General features: G+C 72.0%; 9 protein-coding genes. 6 read left to right on the top strand and 3 right to left on the bottom strand.

Annotated elements, in window-relative coordinates; translation table 11 throughout:
- Window positions 1-111: 111 nt before the first annotated feature.
- On the bottom strand, window positions 112-1,266 hold the full coding sequence (locus ACFXGX_RS35575) for a S1 family peptidase (RefSeq protein WP_384800008.1): 1,155 nt from the start codon (window positions 1,264-1,266) through the stop codon (window positions 112-114).
- A 420-nt stretch (window positions 1,267-1,686) separates the two neighbouring features.
- On the opposite strand from ACFXGX_RS35575, the gene ACFXGX_RS35570 reads away from it, so the two are divergent.
- From ACFXGX_RS35570 to ACFXGX_RS35550, 5 genes are all read left to right on the top strand, one after another.
- Window positions 1,687-2,853 (top strand): serine/threonine-protein kinase, encoded by a 1,167-nt coding sequence (locus ACFXGX_RS35570; RefSeq protein WP_384800005.1) that lies wholly within the window; start codon window positions 1,687-1,689, stop codon window positions 2,851-2,853.
- Window positions 2,854-3,343: 490 nt separating this feature from the next.
- A complete protein-coding gene (locus ACFXGX_RS35565) occupies window positions 3,344-7,039 on the top strand; it encodes a S8 family serine peptidase (RefSeq protein WP_384800002.1) in 3,696 nt (1,231 codons plus the stop codon).
- 199 nt (window positions 7,040-7,238) lie between these two features.
- Window positions 7,239-8,993 (top strand): hypothetical protein, encoded by a 1,755-nt coding sequence (locus ACFXGX_RS35560; RefSeq protein WP_384800000.1) that lies wholly within the window; start codon window positions 7,239-7,241, stop codon window positions 8,991-8,993.
- 222 nt (window positions 8,994-9,215) lie between these two features.
- A complete protein-coding gene (locus ACFXGX_RS35555) occupies window positions 9,216-11,309 on the top strand; it encodes a SpoIIE family protein phosphatase (RefSeq protein ID WP_384799997.1) in 2,094 nt (697 codons plus the stop codon).
- 87 nt (window positions 11,310-11,396) lie between these two features.
- Complete coding sequence (locus ACFXGX_RS35550; protein ID WP_384799994.1) at window positions 11,397-12,515, top strand: YihY/virulence factor BrkB family protein; 1,119 nt, start codon at window positions 11,397-11,399, stop codon at window positions 12,513-12,515.
- 2 nt (window positions 12,516-12,517) lie between these two features.
- Here the strand turns inward: ACFXGX_RS35550 and ACFXGX_RS35545 are convergent, their stop codons facing one another.
- A complete protein-coding gene (locus tag ACFXGX_RS35545) occupies window positions 12,518-14,587 on the bottom strand; it encodes a SpoIIE family protein phosphatase (RefSeq protein ID WP_384799991.1) in 2,070 nt (689 codons plus the stop codon).
- 246 nt (window positions 14,588-14,833) lie between these two features.
- On the opposite strand from ACFXGX_RS35545, the gene ACFXGX_RS35540 reads away from it, so the two are divergent.
- Entirely contained in the window at window positions 14,834-17,317 is a 2,484-nt protein-coding gene (locus ACFXGX_RS35540) for a SpoIIE family protein phosphatase (protein WP_384799988.1), read from the top strand.
- A gap of 67 nt (window positions 17,318-17,384) precedes the next feature.
- Here ACFXGX_RS35540 and ACFXGX_RS35535 read toward each other — a convergent pair whose 3' ends face one another.
- On the bottom strand, window positions 17,385-19,103 hold the full coding sequence (locus tag ACFXGX_RS35535; RefSeq protein ID WP_384799985.1) for a SulP family inorganic anion transporter: 1,719 nt from the start codon (window positions 19,101-19,103) through the stop codon (window positions 17,385-17,387).
- Window positions 19,104-19,112: the final 9 nt, after the last annotated feature.

Genomic DNA, 19,112 nt, shown 5'->3' with positions numbered 1-19,112 from the left:
CCGCCGCGGCGGGGGGGGCGCTCCTGCGCGCCCACCACGCGCCGGGGGTGGGGGGCGGTCTGGGGGGGGGCCGCGCCCTGCGGGGGGCGCGGGGGCCCCCCCGCGGTCGGTTCAGGCGGTGTGCAGGGTGAGCCCGTAGCGGTTCAGGATCTCGTTCACGGGCTGGTACCAGGTCTGGCCTCCGCTGGTGCAGTTGCCCCAGCCGCCGGAGGTGACGCCCTGTGCCTGGTCGCCGCTGATGAACGAGCCGCCCGAGTCGCCGGGTTCGGCGCAGACACTCGTCTTGGTCATCTGATGCACGGCGCCCTGGCTGTAGTTGACGGTCTCGTTCTTCGCGAGGACGTTGCCGCAGTGCCAGTGGGAGGTCGAGCCGGAGCGGCAGATCGACGCTCCGACGGGTGCTTCACCGGAGCCCCGGACGAGCTGGTCGGAGACGGTGCCCCAGCCGAGGACGACGGGCACGGTCCACCAGCCGCTGCCCACGTTGACCCAGGCGTAGTCGTTGTCCGGGAACGAGGAGCCCTGGAAGTTGCCGATGTAGCTGTGGTCCCAGCCGCTGACGCCCGCGCCCGGCTGGGCACAGTGCCCGGCGGTGACGAAACCGCCGTACACCGAGAAGCCTATGGAGCAGCGGACGTTGCCGGTGTAGTACGGGTCTCCGCCCACCGTGCCGGCCGCGTACGTCCTCGGGGCCCGGTCGGTCTGCCGCACGACCACGGGACCCGAGGCGCGGGCGCGGGCGACGAAGGCCCGGACATCGTTGTCATCCTTGTGTGCGGACACCACATTGACGACGACGGAGTTGGCCCGGGGGTCGACGTGCCAACTGCTCACGCCGGCCGGTGCGTCGAGCGCGTCGACGCGCGCCATGGTGCTGTCGAGCTGTCGCTGGCTGTGTTCGACCAGGGTGACGCGGGCGCCGGTCGCCTCCACGGCGTTCCGTGACGCGGCCTTGGTGACGGCGACGATCAGTCTGCCGCTTCCGGCGTCGAACCAGGAGCCCCCGTAGGAGGCGCCGGCCACGCGCCGGGCGTCGCGCTCGACGCCGCGTGCGGCGGTCTCCTCGGCGAGCCGGGTGGTCGCCTGCTGCCGGGTGAGTCCGAGGTCGTGCTGCATGGCCGCGAGGACGGCCGAGGAGGCGGGCGCCCGGGACGCCGTGGCGGTGAGGGGGGCTTCGCCGGCGGCGGCCTGGGTGAGTCCGAGTGTGGCGGCGCCGGCGAGCAGGCCGGTGGTCAACGCGATGCGCAGAACTGTGGTGCGTCTCACGGTGGTTGCCTTTCGTCGATCCGATGGTCGGTGAGTGGGGCGAAGGGCAGGAGAGAGCGCTCTCAGAGTTGCGTGAACGAGGGTAGTGGGAGGCTCCTGTCAGGTCCATACCAATGCGCGGACCGTTCGCCGGGCCCGTCCGGAGTGCGGCGGCTTCGGGTGTTCCGGGCCGCTGTGACCGCTACCTCGCGTTGTGGTCCGTGTGGCCCTGAAGGGGCTTTCGGAGTCACTTTCCGTCAGTGTCCGATGGCACATCGAACGGTTCTTCGCCATCGTGCGGCCGAGGGTGAACAGCGTCTGATCACCGTCGTGTTGGCAGTAGGCTCAACCTGCTGCGGCGCCCCGATGATCACTCATGCTCGGTAGGGAATCGACCTGTGGCGATCGACGGGATCCCAACTGCGTGAGGATGAAGCACAAGTGCTGATAGCGGGGCGGTATCGGCTGCAGACGGCTCTCGGGCGGGGCGCCATGGGGGAGGTGTGGCGGGCCTACGACGAGATGATCGGCAGGTCCGTGGCCGTGAAGCTGCTTCTCTCCCAGGACGCCGACCCGACGGCCGCGGCCCGGTTCCGTCTGGAGGCCCAGACCGCGGGCCTGCTCAACCATCGTCACGTGGTGGGTGTCCTGGACTTCGGGGCCTACGAGAACCGGCTGTTCCTCGTGATGGAGCTGGTCGAGGGCGACAGTCTCGCCGGTGTCCTCACCGACGCCGGGCGGCTGTCCGCCGACCGGGTCGCGCGGATCGCCGCCGAGGCCGCCGCCGGGCTGGCCGCCGCGCATCAACAGGGCATCGTGCACCGGGACATCAAACCGGGCAATCTGCTCCTGGACGCCGAGGGAAGCGTCAAGATCGGCGACTTCGGGATCGCCCGCTTCATGGACGATCCGGCGGGCGGTCTGACCGCGACCGGACAGATCGTCGGCACCAGTCTGTACCTTGCTCCCGAGCGGGCCCTGGGCAAGACCGCCGGGCCGCCCTCCGACATGTACTCGCTGGGCTGCGTCCTGTACCAACTCCTCACCGGACGGCCGCCGTTCCAGGCGGGGAGTCCCGTCGCCGTCCTGCATCACCACCTCGACACCGCCCCCACTCCGCCGCGGGAGCTGGGCGCCGATCTGCCGCCCGCCTTCGAGAACCACCTGCTCGGTCTGCTCGCGAAGAAGCCCGAGGACCGGCCCACCGCGCTCCAGGCGGCAGCCTGGTACAGCTCGGGCTCCTGGCAGGGGCGCGCCGAGCCGCTCCCGGCCGCACTGCCCGAGCCGGGGCGCCATCGGCAGGCTGCCAGGGCCGCGGGCCCCGCGACCACGTACGCCCTGCCCTCGGTGATGCGGGACACCGCGGGCGGCGGCCACCGGTCGCGCCGGCGCCAGCGTTCGGGGGTCGGTGAACTCCTCGGGGACCGGCGGAGAGTCGTGGGCGCGGCCGCCGGTGCCGTGGTCTTCCTGCTGGCGGTGCTCGTGGGTGTGGCGGTGTTCTCGCCCGACAGCAGCTCCGCCGACACCCCGGAGCCCGGCGCGACCACCGGGGTCGAGTCGTCTGCTCCCGCCGCCACGTCACCGGGCGGCGCTTCGACAGGCTCGTAAGGGCCCGGACGGCGGGTCCGGGCCGGTACCCGCGCGAGGGGGCGCGTCTGGGCCGCCGAGCGACAGGGGTGCGTGGGCGGACACGCCGGACGGGGGCGTGTGGGCGGACCTAGGTCAGGCGGAGTCGCCCGGGCGGGTGCCACTCGGCCTGGTGCCGGGTCGCCCATGGGCGACCCGGTGCCGGACGTGGTGCGTGAGGGGCGGGCCGCTGATCGGCCTGGTGCGTCCGTGGGCCGGCCGACGGGCTGTGGCAAACGTGCGGGTGAATGAGACAACTACCCTGCGTTTGTGCGGAGTTCGTCGAACTGGCACATGTGAGACGTGGCGCTTTCGTGCCAGCGTCCGCTGTTCCCTCCGCCGGTCCCGGGCCGATAGAAAACGCTCCATGATCTCCCGCATACCTCCCCGTCGAAGCAGCCGAAGAGCGCTCGCGGCAGCGGTCGGTACCCTCGCGGTCCTGACTTCCCTGGCCTCGCCGCCCGGTCTCGCCATGGCTGACGCACCGACACAGACCGACGCGGCCCGACCCGCCACGGACGCGGGCACGGGGCAGCACACCGTGACCCTTCTGACCGGCGACGTCGTGCGCGTCACCGGGACCGGCGACGGCAAGCAGACCGCGGACATCACCCGCGCACCCGGCGCCACCGGCGGCGTGCGCACCGAGACCGTCGACGGCGACCTCTACGTCTACCCGGACGAGGTGCTGCCCTACCTGGCCGCGAACCGCCTCGACAAGCGACTGTTCGACGTCACGTCCCTCATCGAGCAGGGCTACGACGACGCCCACAGCACCGGCATCCCGCTGATCCTGGGCTACGGCGCCAGGACCGCGCCCGCCGACCGGACCGCGCCGACCGGCACCACCCGGGTGCGTTCCCTGCCCGCCATCCACGCCACGTCCGTCCGGGCCGCCAAGAAGCAGGCCCGGAAGACGTGGAAGTCCGTAGCCCCGGCCACGTCCTCCGCCGCGCCCAGGCTCGGTGACGGACTGTCCAAGATCTGGCTGGACGGCAAGGCCAAGGCCACCCTCAAGGACAGCACCGCGCAGATCGGCGCGGCCACCGCGTGGGCCAAGGGCCTCGACGGCAAGGGCGTCAAGGTCGCCGTCCTCGACACGGGCGCCGACTTCAACCATCCCGATCTGAACGGCCGGATCACCGATTCGCGGAGCTTCGTGCCCGACGAGAGCGTGCAGGACGGCCATGGCCACGGCACCCACACCGCCTCCACCGTCGGCGGCAGCGGAGCCGCCTCCGACGGCGCCGAGAAGGGCGTGGCGCCCGGCGCCGACCTGCTCGTCGGCAAGGTCCTCGCCGACGGCGGCTACCGCCAGGACTCCTGGATCATCGCGGGCATGGAGTGGGCCGTCGACCAGGGCGCCCGGGTCGTCAGCATGAGCCTCGGCTCGTCCGACCCGTCCGACGGCACCGACCCGATGAGCCAGACGGTCAACGAGCTCACCGAGAAGAGCGGCGCGCTCTTCGTGATCGCGGCCGGCAACTACAGCAGCGAGGCGAGCATGGGCACCCCCGGCGTCGCCGACGAGGCGCTGACCGTTGCCGCCGTGGACTCCTCCGACAAGCGGGCGTCGTTCTCCTCGCAGGGTCCGCGGCTCAACGACTACGCCCTCAAGCCCGACATCTCCGCCCCCGGTGTCGCGGTCCTGGCCGCCAAGGCGGGCGGCAGCGCCGCGACCGGCTGGTACCAGACGATGAGCGGCACCTCCATGGCGACGCCGCACGTCGCCGGTGCCGCCGCGATCCTCGCCCAGGAGCACCCGGACTGGAAGGCGCGGCAGCTCAAGGACGCGCTGATGAGCACGTCCAAGGAGCTGTCGAGCTACACCGCCTACCAGGTGGGCGCGGGCCGCGCCGACCTCGCCGCCGCGACCTCCGCCACGGTCACCGCGACCGGCTCGGCCTACTTCGGCATCGACTCCTGGCCGCACGACGACTCCACGCCGCTCGACCGCACGGTGACGTACACCAACACCGGTGACTCCGACACCGAGTTGCACCTGTCGCTGAACGCCGCCGTCGCGGGCGGCCCGTACGACACCGAGCCGACCGGGGGCAAGGGCACCCCGGCCCCGGAGGGGATGTTCACCCTCTCCGCCGACACCGTGACCGTGCCCGCCCACGGCACCGCGACCGTCACCGCGACCGCCAAGGCGGACCTGGGCGCCGACGGGCGCCGTTACCTCGGGCAGATCACCGCGAAGGACGGCTCCGGCGCGACGCTCACCCGCACCCAGGTCGGCCTGTACCGCGAGGACACGCGCCACACCCTGCACGTCACCCTGAAGGACCGTTCCGGCAAGCCGGCCGCCGGATGGGTCGAGATACAGCGGTTCGGCAGCACCCAGGACCCGTACTCCGTGACCGTCGGCGACAGCGGCACGCTCGATCTGCGGATGCGCGAAGGCACCTACAGCCTGCTGACGTACCAGGACGTGCCCGGCAGTCACGGCCCCGACTCGGTCGGCATGGCGCTGATGGGCGACCCGGAGGTCGTCCTCGACCGCGACCGGGACGTCGATCTCGACGCGAGCCGCACCCGTGAGGTCACCGCGGAGGTGCCGCGCCGGACCGAGGACCGGTCGCTGTCCATGAACTGGTACCGCGCCGACGGCCAGGCGAACAACTCGTGGGGCATGGGCGTCGTGGAGGTCCAGTACCTCCTCGCCCCCAACTACGACAGCATGTTCGTGCTGCCCACCCGCAAGGTGACCACCGGCACCTTCGAGTACGAGACCCGCTGGCGCAAGGCCCTCCCGCCGCTCACCGTCACCGACGACGGCGAGCCGGTCCAGGTCGTCGGCCAGGCCCGCACCGCGCTGTACGACGGGCACAAGCGCCTGGACGCGGTGTACGCGGGAACCGGCACCCCCGCCGAGTACGCCGGGCTGAACGTCAAGGGCAGGGTGGCGCTGGTGACCCGCGCGAGCGTGCTCACCGGCGCGCAACGGGCGCAGGCGGCGGCCGACGCGGGGGCCGCCCTGCTGCTCGTCGTCAACGACAAGCCGGGCAAGCTGATCGAGTCCGTCGGCACCTCCGGCGGTAACAGCGCCGTGCCCGTGTTCTCCGTGACCGCCCGTAACGGGGCGTCGCTGATCGCCGACGCCAAGCGCGGCCGGCTGCGGCTGGACGTACACGGCGTTCCCAACTCCCCGTACATGTACGACCTTTCGGACCCGCACCCCGGTCGGATCCCGTCCACAGGACTCACCTACCGTCCCCGTCCGTCCGACCTGGCCACGGTGGAGATGCGCTACTACGCGGCCACCGCCACGCCGAGCGGCGAGTGGCGGTCGGGTTTCCGTCCGTACCGCAAGTACGGCTCCGGATTCCTGCAGCGCCTGGACATCCCCGGCACCCGCACCGACTACGTCTCCGCGCAGCAGGGGACGCAGTGGGTGGAGAGCCAGGGCACCGGGCCGGGGATGATCCTGTCGAGCCAGGGGCTGCGCACCGCGTACAAGCCCGGCTCGTGGCAGGTACGTGACTGGTTCAAGCCCGTGACCCGTCCCGCCAACGGCGGCACCTACTGGTGGTCGCAGCGGCAGAAGACCTCGATCGCGTTCAACGTCCAGCCCTGGTCCGACAACGGTGACGGCCACGGCGGCGTCATCCAGTCCGGCTACGACAACACCAAGCTGAGTCTGAAGGCGTACCAGGACGGCACCCTGCTGAGGACCATCAACTCGTCGGCCGTCACTCTCACCAGGCCCCCGACCGTCCCGTCCGTCTACACCTTCGACCTGACCGCCGACCGCGACGCGGCGACCTACCGGCTGTCCACCCACACCCACACGGTGTGGCAGGTGAAGTCCGACCCGGTCACCGACCCGACGGTGATCGACCGGATGGCGGTGCTCCAGATGGGCTACGGGGTCGACACGGACCGGGCGGGTGACGCTCGTGGCGGCCGCCAGACGCTCCGGCTCACCCCGCATCACCTGGAGGGCGCGGCCGGCGCGGGGAAGATCCAGGGTGCGGCTCTGTCCGTGTCGTACGACGACGGCGCCACCTGGCAGGAGGTCGAGGTCAGCGGCAAGTCGGGCACCTGGACGGGGCACTTCGACGCCCCGCACAAGGGTTATGTCTCGCTGAAGGCCGAAGGCTGGGACGACGCGGGAAACCGCGTCACCCAGGAGGTGATCCGCGCCTACGGTCTGAAGTAGTCCGCGTACGGAGGCTGTCGTCCCGAACGTTCGGGTCACCCACTCCGGGTGACCGACGGGGCGACAGCCTTCCTGCGCGACAGGAGTGTCAGGACGGCCGCCGTCGCGTCGAACGCGGCCACCCGGCTTCGCTCCGGCCGGGCAACCAATGCGGGTGCCCGGCCGTCCTTTGGACGAGGATCCCGGGAAGGGGGCGCCGATGGGCTTGGTGCGTGTACTGCTGCCGTTGCCGCGGACGGCGGCCCGGTTCGGTCCGGGCCCGGGGCGGCGGCTGCTCGGCGCCGCGCTGACGCGCTGCCTGGCCCCCGACTGGGTACTGCTGCGGCCGCCCCCGCCGTGGCGTCGGCTGGCCTGGGCCGAGGAGGCGACGGCCGTGTACCGGGCGCTGGCCGAGCGGAAGGGCGCCCGCCCCCGGGACCGGGACCTGCTGGCCCGCAGTCTCGTCTGGCAGGCCTACGCGCTGGTGCTCGTCGGCCGCTGCGAACAGGCGTGCACGGTGATGGACGCCTCGGTGGCCGTGCCGGACGCGCGGTGGTCACCGGCGCAGCGGGCCCTCCTGCTGCATCTGAGGGCACAGGCACAGTTCGGCCTGGGCCGGCCGGCCGACGCGCTGGGCTCGGCGGGGGAGTGCGTGGCCGCCTACCGTCGCCTGGTCCCCACCCGACGGGACCGGACCCTCGGCGGCTTACCGGGTGCGTTGCGCACCTACGCGCTGGTGCTGGCGGCCCTGAACCGCACGGAGGAGTCCGTGGCCGTCTATGAGGAGTGCGCCGGGCTGGTGCGGGACATGTCGGTGCGCGAGTTGAGCCACGTGGCACTGGTGCGGGTCCGGGTGATGTGCGAACTCGCCTCAGGTCTTGCGGAGTTGGACCGCCACGAGCAGGCGCTGTCCGTCGGCCGGGAGGCCCGGGACACCGCGGACGCGATCATGGTGCGGGTCGCGCCCGAGATCGTACGCCCGTTGCGGGTAAGGCTTTTCGCGGACCTGGCCCGTTGCCTGGAGGCCACCGGAGACCCGTCCGCGGCGCGGGCCACCGCTGAGGAGGCCGTGGCCGAGGCGCGGACCCTGGTGGGCCGGGACCGGACGACGGGTGACCCCCTGCTCATCCTGGCCCTCGACTGCCTCGCCGACCGGCTGCGTGAACCGGGCTCCCCAGCAAGCGAGTTGAACGCGCGGCGGGAGGCGGTGGACCTGAGTGCCCATCTCGCCGGCGAACGGCCGGACACCTACGACCCGCTGCACGCCGTGTGCCTGGAGCGGCTGGCCGACTGCCACAAGGCCGCCGGCGAACACCGTGAGGCGGTGCGGGCGGGGGAGCGCGCCGTGGCCGCGTACCGGCGTGCGGCGGACCGCGACCCGGCGGCGCAGGAACCGCAACTCGCCCGTGTGCTCGTGGACGTGAGTCTGCTGCGGCGGGACGACGGAGACCTCGACGGCGCGGTCGGGGACGCCCGCGAGGCCGTCGCCCTCACACGCCGTCCGGCCGAACCCGGCCGGCCTGCCCATCACGCCCTGACGGCCCGCCGTCTCCGGGTGCTCGGCCGCGCCCTCCGCGACGCGGGCGACCACGGAGCGGCCGTCGCCTCCTACAGGGAGGCGGAGTCCATCCTCGCCGACGCGCCGGAGGGTCCCGGGGCCGGTCCGTACACGGCGTCCCTGGCCGCCACACGCACCGGTCTCGCCCTCGCGCTCGACGCGGAGGCCCGCGCCCACCTGTCCGGCGGCCGGGCCGACGAGGCGGTCGCGGCACTGCGCTCCCTGCTGGCGCTCACCCGCCGTACGGAGGGGACACAGGTCCACGCCCGTTGTGTCACCGCCTTCGCCGACGCCCGCGCGAAGTACGCGGCCACGGTCGTCCCCGCCTGGACGCGAGCGACCGGGGAGGAGTTCCCGACGTTCGTGTACCGCCCGTCCGGAACGACGGGCGGGGACCGGCCGCCGGGCGGGAACTGAGCTCCGGAGGCAGGCCGCCATCCGCCTCACCCTGTCGCCCTTCCAGGATCCGGGCGTCCTTCCAGGGTCCCGGCACCCTGCCCGCGTGGGCGGGGCGCCGTGTCCGGCCGGTGAGCGCCGGGGCGCGGCTCCGGTGCTCCGGTCGCGCGTCGCCGGTGAGCGAATATGGTGGAACTCTGACAAACCGGAATGTTTAGGTGGTCAACGGTCTACGGAAGTGTCATGGGTGCATCGCTCGGCGGACATGGCCGACCGGACGCGGAGCTCGACCAGGCGGTTCTCGGGGCACTCTTCTCCGAGTCGACCGTAGGTCTCCACGTCCTCGACACGCAGCTTCGTCTGGTGCGTTTCAACACGGCGGCCCGCTTCGTCAAGGCGTTCGCCCTGGAGGAGGCCCTGGGGCACCACCCGAGGGAGTGGGGCGGTGACTTCTACTCCGGAAACTACGAGACGACACTCCTCGAGGTGCTGGACACCGGTGTGCCCGCCCTGGACGTGGAGGTGCGCGGCCACCTGCGCCCCGACCAGCCCGAGATCGTGCTGTCGGTCTCCTGCTTCCGGCTGGAGGACACCGCGGGCGGCGTCCTCGGGGTGGCGACGGCGGTGGTGGACATCACCGAGCGCGAACGGGCGGCGGCGCGGCTGGCACTGCTGGAGCGGGCGGGCGGGCGCATCGGCACCACGCTGGACATCTTCCGCACGGCGCAGGAGTTCGCCGACGAGATGGTTCCCGAGCTGGCCGACACGGTCGTGGTCGAGGTGCTGGACTCCGTCCTGCGGGGCGAGGCCGGCGCCCCGGGCACCGTCCTGGACTACGGGGCTCTGCGGTGCACGAGCCGTCGTGCCACCGCCCTGGACGCCGAGCGTTACCTCCCCTCCATCGGCGAGGCGATCGGCCTGTCCACGGCGACCCCTTTCGCGCAGTGCCTGTCCGACCTCCGGCCCCGTATCGTCCAGCACCTGACCGCCGACACGGACTGGCTGGGGCGTGAGTCGGTGCGTGGGCGCCGGCTGGCCGAGGCGGGGGCGCATTCGCTGCTCGTGCTGCCGCTCACCGCCCGCGGTTCCGTGATCGGGCTGGCCCACTGCTACCGGGACCGCACGCAGCAGGCTTTCGACGCCGGTGACCTCGCGCTGGCCGCCGAACTCGCCGACCGGGTGGCCCTGTGTCTGGACAACGCCCGGCTGTACGCCAAGGAGCGTTCGGCCGCCCGCGTCCTCCAGCTCAGTCTGCGGCCGGCCCGGGTCCTCGGCCACGACGCGGTGGAGACCGCCTACAGCTACTGCCCGATGGGCGCGGGCGGCGACTGGTTCGACGTGATTCCGCTGTCCGGGTCGCGGGTGGCCCTGGTGACGGGCGACACGGTGGGCCGGGGCCTCCAGGCCGCCGCCACCATGGGCGAGGTACGGGCCGCGATCAGCGCGCTGGCCGTCCTCGACCTGGCACCCGAGGAGGTCCTGGAACGGCTGCACGCCCTGGTGACCCGGCTCCACGGAGAACGGCCGAGGCGAGCGGACGCCACGGCGGACGACGAGCGCCAGGACACCACCTGCCTCTACCTCGTCTACAGCCCCGTCACCCGCCGCTGCGCGGTCGCCAGCGCAGGGCACCCGCCTCCGGTGCTCGCCCTGCCCGACGGGACCGTCGAGTACGCCGTGGTGCCCGCCGGGCCGCCGCTCGGCCGCGGCCTGGCGAAGTACGGCACCACCGAGTTCGAGGTCGCGGAGAACAGCGTCCTGCTGCTGTGCAACACCGCGATGCTGCGTGCCGTCTCGGACAACCCGCAGGACCAACTGGAGCGCGTCGGTCGCGCGTTGCAGCCGGTCGACCGGCCGTTGCAGGAGATCTGCGACGAGGTGCTCTACAAGCTGGCGCCGGAACAGATGGAGAACGACGCCGTCCTGCTGCTGGCCCGTACCCGCGGACTCGGACCGGACAAGGTCGCGTCCTGGACGGTCCCCAACCACCCGGCGTCCGTCGCCGACGCCCGCTCCCGCACCGAGCGCGCGCTGTCGGACTGGGGACTGGAACAGCACGCCTTCACCGTCACCCTGGTCGTCAGCGAACTCGTCACCAACGCGGTCCGCTACTCGGACGGGCCCATCGGCGTGCGCCTCATCCTCGACGGATCCGCGGTCGTCTGCGAGGTGACCGACGACAGCAGCACCGTGCCCCACCTCCGGCACGCCGAGGAGGTCGACGAGGGTGGCCGCGGCCTGTACCTCACCTGGCAGGTCAGCCGGCGCTGGGGGACCCGGCCCGAACCTCGCGGGAAGACGATCTGGGCGGAGGTCGCCCTGTCCGAGGAGGAATGAGCGCGTCGGCCACCCGCCGGGCTACCCGACCGCCTGGCTCCGGCCACCCGCCCGGCCCCGGCCACCCGCCCGGCTCCGCCCGGCCGGGTGGTCCCGAGCCGGCCGCCGGACCGGACGCGAACGGCGGGCCGTGTCGGCCGACCCGGCCCGGACGGCCGTCCGTTACGCTCGCAGCGCCAAACCGGGCCCGAGGACACGGAGGACACGACGGCGGGGATCAATCGCGAGCGCCTCGTCCGGACGCTGACGTTCTGGCTGCGTCCCGCGTTCGCGCTGCGCGTCGTCAACCGGTTCCAGAAGATCGTGGGCTTCGACCGCTCGATGGCCCTGGCGTCCAGCGCGCTCACCGCGCTCGTCCCGCTCACGATTCTCATCGGCACCGTCCTGAGCAGCTTCTCGGACTACGACGCCGCCGACCGGATCATCCAGCGCTACGGCCTCACCGGACAGGGCGCCGAGGCGGTCAAGTCGCTCCTCGCCCCCGCCGAGGGTGCCGGCGCGAGCGTGGGTGTCTTCGGAAGCCTGTTCCTGGTCATCTCCATGCTGAGCTTCTCGCGCGCCTCGCAGCGACTGTTCGAACAGGCCTGGCAATTGCCCCCGCTCAGTGTCCGCAACACGAAGAACGGCCTGTGGTGGATCCTCGGGCTCGGCGGCTACGCGGTGGTCACCGGGTGGCTCCACACGGTCCTCGGGGGAAGCAGGTTCGGGCTGGTGGCTTCGGTGTGCGAGATCCCGGTGAGTGCCGCCTTCCTCGTCTGGAGCGGCTGGGATCTGTCCGCGAAGCGGATCCCCTGGCGCGACCTGCTGCCGTTCGGCATCACGGCGGCCGTCCTGACCGCGCTCTATTCGGTGGGCGCGACCGTTTATCTGCCACGCCTGTTCAACTCCTATGCCGGACGCTACGGGGCGGTGGGCGCCGTCTTCGCGATGATCTCGGCGCTCTTCGCGGCGATGTTCGTCGTCGTCGCGTCGGCGGCCCTCGGACACGAGATGCGCGATGAACTCGTCCGGATCCGCGCGGGCGACCGCCCCTCCGACGACGAGGTCCGCCGCGAGTGGGACAACGTGGTCGAACAGGCCCGGTCGCGCTGGCGCACCACCCGGGAGCAGGTCTCCTCCCGCCGGCGCTCGAAGGACACGAAGGACTCGAAGGACACGAAGGACTCGAAGGACTCGAAGGACACGAAGGACTCGAAGAAGAAGTAGGGCTACTGCGCGCGGGCGATGAGCAGGGCGACGTCGTCGTGGTCGTCGGAGTTGCGCAGTCCGTACAGGAGAAGGTCGCAGATCTCCTCGAGTGTCCTGCCCGGCTCGTCGAGGAACGAGAGAAGGACGTTCAGACGGTCGTCGATCGGATGCAGCCGCGTCTCGACGAGGCCGTCCGTGTACAGGACGAGCAGATCACCCGCGCCGAATTCGACCGTCGTGGTCTCGAAGGGGACACCGCCGACCCCCAGGGGAGCGCCCGGGGGAAGGTCCAGCAGCTCCGGACTGGTGCCCGAGCGGACCAGCGCGGGCGGCATGTGTCCGGCGTTGGCGATGCGGACCTGTCTGCTGCGGGGGTCGTACACCGCGTAGATGCACGTGACGATGTAGTGCTCCAGATCGCACGTGATCTTGTCGAGGTGCTGGAGCACCTCGCCGGGGTCGAGGTCGAGGTCGGCGTAGGCGCAGGTGGCGGTGCGCAGCCGGCCCATGGTGGCGGCGGCGTCGATGCCGTTGCCCATGACGTCGCCCACGACCAGCGCGGTCCGGTCGTCGGCCAGCGGTATCACGTCGTACCAGTCGCCGCCGACCTCGCTCGTGGCCTGGGCCGGCTGATAGCGGGACGCGACCTCCAGACCGGAGAGATGCGGCGGATGGTCGGGCAGCAGGCTGCGCTGGAGCGTGACCGCGGTGTTGCGCACGCTCTGGAACCAGCGGGCGTTGTCGATGGCCACGGCGGCGCGGGTGGCCAGTTCACCGGCGAGCACCACGTCGTCGTCGTCGAAGGGCAGCGGATTGCGGGTGCGCTTGAGGTCGAGGGCGCCGAGCACCTCACCGTGCGCGATGAGCGGCACCGCGAGATACGAGTGGACGCCGGCCTGCGCGAGGAGAGCCGTGCCCTCGGCGTCGCGGGCGATGCGCGGCAGATCGCCCTCGCCGACGTGCCGTACGAGAACCGGTCTGCCGGTGTGCACGCACAGGGTCACCAGCCGGTCGCCCTCGTACGTCGCGAGGTCGCCCGGAGGGTCCGCGGCGCGCAGGGCCACGGTGGGGTGGGACGCCTTGAGGGCGAGTGCGCGGAAGAACTCCGGGCCGCTGTCCGGCCTGCGCTTGCGGCGGCAGGCGAGCACGGAGTCGAGAACGTCCACGGCGACCACGTCGGCCAGTTCGGGCGCCGCGATGTCGGCCAGCTCGCGGGCCGTCTGCTCCACCTCCAGGGTGGTGCCGACGCGGGTGGAGGCGCTGGCGATGAGCGCGAGCCGGCGCCGCGCGCGGTCGGCCTCGGCGGCCGCGCGATGGCGTTCGGTGACGTCGACGACCGAGGCGGCCGCGCCCAGGACCCGTCCGCCCGGGTCCTCCAGCCGGTAGAAGGACAGGGACCAGGCGTGTTCGTGGTCGGGATCGGCGGGCGGGCGGCCCACGTGGTACTGGTCGAGCAGCGGTGTGCCGGTGGTCAGGACCTGGCGCAGCGCCGACTCGACGGTGTCCACGTCGGGGAACGGCAGGGTCTCCCGCAGATGACGGCCGACGTGGTCCTCTGCGGGGATGCCGTCGATCCGTGACAGGGCCGGGTTGACCATGAGATAGCGCAGGTCGGGGTCCATCAGGGCCAGTCCGATGGGGGACTGGTTGATGAGCTGCTCGCACAGCGCCAGATCGGTCTCGACGCGCTGGAGCAGGGTGTGGTCGGCCGCGATGCCCAGGGCGTAGACGTCCCCGAGATCGTCCAGGAGCCGCATGTTGCGGAACTCCATGAGACGGGTGCTGCCGTCCTTGCGCCGGATGGGGAACGCGCCCGCCCAACTGCGTCCCGTCGCCAGGACGTCGGCGAACAGTTCGCTGACGGCCTGCATGTGCTCGGGGTGGATGATCAGACGCGCCGCGTACTTGCCGAGGGCCTCTTCCGCCGTGTACCCGATGAGCTCCTGGGCCTGCGGGGTCCAGAACACGATGCGCCCGTCGGCGTCGAGGACCAGCGCCCCCACGTTCAGGACGTCCAGCAGACCGGTCGGCCGGGACGATTCGGGTGCGCGGCTGCCCGCGCTGTCGGACTGCGTGGACTCGGCTGTCATCCCTGGCCCTCCTCCACCGGCCGGCGCGGTGTGCCGGCTCCGTGGCCGCTGCCGGGCACCTGAGTACCCGACCCCGGCCCTTCCATGCTGCGCCCTGCCCCCGGCCTTGCCCACTCCAGGGCTTGCACGGGCATGTCCAGGCCCGGTGGTCGCGTGCTGTGCGGTGCCGTTCCGCGGTGATCGCCCGCCGGGTCTGCACATCGGGCGGACAAGCAGGAACATGGTCGTGTAGAGGATGAGAGCTTCATGGTTTCTGCGCAGGAAGGATCCGACGCGCCCGTGTCCGAAGGACCGGGCGGTTCCCTTGACGCGTCCACCGACGCGGCGGCGGTGGTGTCCGCCGACGGCGTGGTGGTGGGCTGGACCAGGGGTGCCGAAGCACTTCTCGGCCACCGGGCGGCCGAGCTGGTCGGCTCCTCGGCCGCTCCCCTGCTCGTGCTGCGGGACCCCTCGCGGGTGGCGGCGGTCGCGGACCGCTGCCGCGGCGGAATGGGCTGGAGCGGACACATCCCGGTGCTGCACCGCGACGGCCGGCGCATCGATGTGGACCTGCGGGTCTCCGCGTCGTTCCGCATGGGAGGGGGTGAGTGCTTCCTGATCTCGGCAAGGGACCGCAGACGGGCGTGGACGGTCGGCCCGTCCTTCCTCGACGGATTCCTGACACACTCGCCGGTCGGCATGGCGGTGCTCGATCTGCAACTGCGCTACGTCTGGATGAACGACACCCTGGAGCACCTGGGCGGTGTGCCCCGCGAGCAGCGGCTCGGGCGCCGCCTGACCGAACTGCTGCCGGGGCTGCAGGCGGAGACCATCGAGGGACTGATGCACAAGGTCCTGGCGACCGGCGAGCCGATGATCGACTACGAGTACCTGGGATGGAGCTGGGCCGACCCGCACCGCCGGCACGCCTATTCCACCTCGTTCTTCCCGCTGCTCGGCGTCGACAACTCGTACACCGGCGTCTGCTACATGGTCCTGGACGTCACCGACCGGTGGAACGCCCGGCAGATCCTGTCGCTGGTCAACGAAGCCGGGACCACCATCGGCGGGACCCTCGACGTCATGCGCACGGCCCAGGAGATCGCCGACTTCGCCGTTCCGCGCTTCGCGGACTTCGTCATCGTCGACCTCCTCGAATCCGTCCTCAGCACCGAGGGACACGGAGCCTGGCTGTCCGACGCCGGACCCGCACCCGCCAAGCCGATGATGCGGCGCGCGGGCATGAGCTCGGTGCGGGAGGGGTGCCCGGAGGCCGTGGCCCGGATCGGCGACCGGGCGGACTTCCTGCCGCCGCCCCACGACGTGAACCTGCTCACCAACGGCGACCCGGTCCTCATGCAGGTCCTCGACCCGGACGACGATCTGTGGATCGCCGAGGAGCCCGAGCGAGCGGCCAGCATCCGCCGGTACGGGCTGCACTCCCTCATCTCCGTGCCGATGCGGGCACGCAACACCGCCCTCGGACTCACCACGTTCCTGCGCTCCCTCAACCCGGTCTCGTTCCAGCCCGACGACGTCCTGCTGGCACGCGAGGTGGTGGCGCGCGCGGCGCTGTGCGTCGACAACGCCCGCCGCTACACCCGCGAACACACGGCCGCGGTCACCCTCCAGCGCAGTCTGCTGCCGCACGCCCTCTCGGGCGGGACAGCCCTGGAGGTGGCCTCCACCTACCTGCCGGCGGACCCGAGCGGCGGGGTCGGCGGCGACTGGTTCGACGTCATCCCGCTGTCCGGAGCCCGGGTCGGCCTGGTCGTCGGCGACGTGGTCGGCCACGGCATCACCGCGGCGGCCACCATGGGCCGGCTGCGCACCGCCGTGCAGACCCTCGCCGACATGGAACTGCCCCCCGACGAGCTGCTGGCCCACCTCGACGACCTCGTGCTGCGGCTCAGCGAGGAGCGCACCCAGGAACAGCGGGCCGACCGGAGCACCACGGAACAGGAGGCCGCCACCACCGCCTCCTTCCTCGGAGCGACCTGCCTCTACGTCGTCTACGATCCCGTCACCAGGCGCTGCACGATGGCCCGGGCCGGACATCCGCCCCCCGTGTTCGTCGCCCCCGACGGGCGCGTCTCCTATCCCGACCTGCCCGCCGGGCCCCCGCTCGGACTCGGCGGGATGGCCTTCGAAAGCCAGGAGAGCGAGATTGAGGAGAACACCCTGATCGGCCTCTTCACCGACGGCCTCGTGGCGGGAGCGCACTACGACATGGAGCTCGGCATGGCGCAGCTCGGGGAACTGCTCGCCCGGCCCGACCCCGACCTCGAAGCGCTGTGCGCGGACGCCGTACGGCAGCTCGTGCCCGTACCGCAGCCCGACGACATCGCCCTGCTGCTGGCCCGCACCCACACCCTGGGGGACGACCACGTCGTCTCGTGGGAGGTGCCGGTGGACCCGGCCGCGGTCTCCGAGATGCGGGCCCGTGCCACCCGCGCGATCGAGGCATGGGGGCTCGGGGAACTGACCATGACCACCGAGCTGATCGTGAGCGAGCTCGTCACCAACGCGATCCGCTACGCCGTACCGCCCATCCGGCTGCGGCTGCTCTGCGACACCCGGCTGACCTGCGAGGTGTCCGACGCCAGCAGCACCGCCCCCCGGCTCCGGCACGCCCGGAGCACGGACGAGGGCGGCCGGGGCCTGTTCCTGGTGGCCCAGCTCTCCCATCGCTGGGGGGCCAGGTACACGGCGGAGGGAAAGATCATCTGGGCCGAGCAGGAGATTCCCTGAGGATCCGGGACCGCGTTCTCCCCGATGGTCCCGGACCGCGGGGAGAACGGTCCCGGCGGGGCGCCGCTCAGTCCTCGTCGCCGCACCATGCACGGTAGGCGGCGACCGCCGTGGGCAGAGTGGGGAAGATCCGGTCCTCGCCGACGGACTCGCTCAGCCCGTACGCGTCCAGGTCGTCACGCAGATCCTGCTTGACCCGCGCCATCGCGAACTCGATGCCCCGCTTCCCGAGTTCCCGGCGCAGCTCGTCCAGCGAGTCCAGGGCGGTGATGTCCACCTCGACATTGGCCTCCGCGTTCAGGACGAACCACCTGACCGGTACCTCCTGTTCGGCCACCGCGTCCAGGGCGCTGCGCCGGAAGTCCTCCGCGTTGGCGAAGAACAGCGGGGAGTCGTAGCGGTAGACCACCAGCCCGGGGATCACCCGCGCGTCCGGGTAGTCGTCGACGTCGTGCATGCCCGCGAGGCCCGGTACGAGACCCTGGACCGCGTCGTGCGGGCGCGCCACCCTGCTCAGCAGTTCGACGACCGACAGACCCACGGCCACCAGCACCCCGTAGAGGATGTCGAGGGCGAGGACGCCGACGAGACAGCCGAGGGCCAGCAGGAGTTCCCGGAGCCGGAAGGACGCCAGCCGCCGGAAGCCCGCCAGGTCGATCATCCGGATCGCGGCGTAGACGACCAGCGCCCCGAGGACGGCCTTGGGGGTGTCGGTGAGCAGGGGACTCAGGAACAGCAGGACGGCCAGCACGGAGACCCCGGCCGTGAGCCCGTACGCCTGGGTGTGCGCGCCTCCGGACTGCGCGAGGGCCGTACGGCTGGCGCTGCTGCTCACCGGGAACCCCTGAAGGGTGCCCGCGCCGAGGTTCGCGGCGCCCAGGGCCAGCAGCTCCTGGTTCGCGTCCATCGCCGTACCGCCGTCCTCGGTCGTGAAGGCGCGCGCCGTGAGGATGAAGTCGGTGTACCCGACCAGCAGGACACCGACCGCGGGCAGCAGGAGCTCGGGCAGCGTGTCGAGAGGGGGGAAGGCGGGTCGGGGGAGCCCGGCCGGGATGTCCCCGATGACCGCGATGCCGTGGTCCTGGAGGCCGAGGACCGAGACCACGGCTGTACCGGCGACAAGGACCAGCAGCGGCCCCGGGACGCGCCAGCGGAAACGCGTGGCCACATACAGGACGACCAGCGTCGCGGCACTGAAGACCACCGTGGCGGGATGGATCTCGTCCAGGTTCCCGAAGAAGGAGGCCAGTTTCGGGAAGAACCCCGAACCGTCCGTCGGCACACCGGTGAGCTTCGTGAGCTGATCCACCATCATGATCAGCGCCACGCCCGCCAGATACCCGATCAGCACGGGCCGGGAGAGCAGATCGGCCACGAAGCCCAGCCGCGCCGCCCAGGCCACCACGGCCATCAGCCCCACGGCGACGGCGAGCGCCGAGGCCAGCACCGCGTACCGTTCCGGATCGCCGCCGGCGAGCGGACCCACGACCGTGGCGGTCATCAGCGCCGTCGTCGACTCGGGCCCCACCGACAGAAGCCGGGACGAGCCCAGGAGCGCGTACAGCACGAGGGCGGGCAGGATCGCCCACAGACCCACGACGGGCGGCAGCCCCGCGACACTGGCGTACGCCATCACCTGCGGCACCAGATAGGCCGCCACCGTCACTCCGGCCAGCAGGTCTCCGCGCAGCCAGCTCCGCCGGTAGTGCCTGAGCACCGGGAGTCCGGGCAGTACCGGAATAGGGGGACGCCACCCTCCGCTCGGGGTGTCGTGATGCTTCGACACGGGCCAGTC

Source organism: Streptomyces sp. NPDC059371, assembly GCF_042751995.1.
Classification (GTDB): Bacteria; Actinomycetota; Actinomycetes; order Streptomycetales; family Streptomycetaceae; genus Streptomyces.
This window is presented reverse-complemented; position numbering and strand designations above follow the sequence as displayed.

Bases quoted from the DNA above. Each gene is read 5' to 3' on its own strand.
- ACFXGX_RS35565 (WP_384800002.1), top strand. From the start codon at position 3,344: ATGGCTGACGCACCGACACAGACCGACGCGGCCCGACCCGCCACGGAC.
- ACFXGX_RS35560 (WP_384800000.1), top strand. From the start codon at position 7,239: ATGGGCTTGGTGCGTGTACTGCTGCCGTTGCCGCGGACGGCGGCCCGG.
- ACFXGX_RS35555 (WP_384799997.1), top strand. From the start codon at position 9,216: ATGGGTGCATCGCTCGGCGGACATGGCCGACCGGACGCGGAGCTCGAC.
- ACFXGX_RS35545 (WP_384799991.1), bottom strand. From the start codon at position 14,587: ATGACAGCCGAGTCCACGCAGTCCGACAGCGCGGGCAGCCGCGCACCC.
- ACFXGX_RS35540 (WP_384799988.1), top strand. From the start codon at position 14,834: ATGGTTTCTGCGCAGGAAGGATCCGACGCGCCCGTGTCCGAAGGACCG.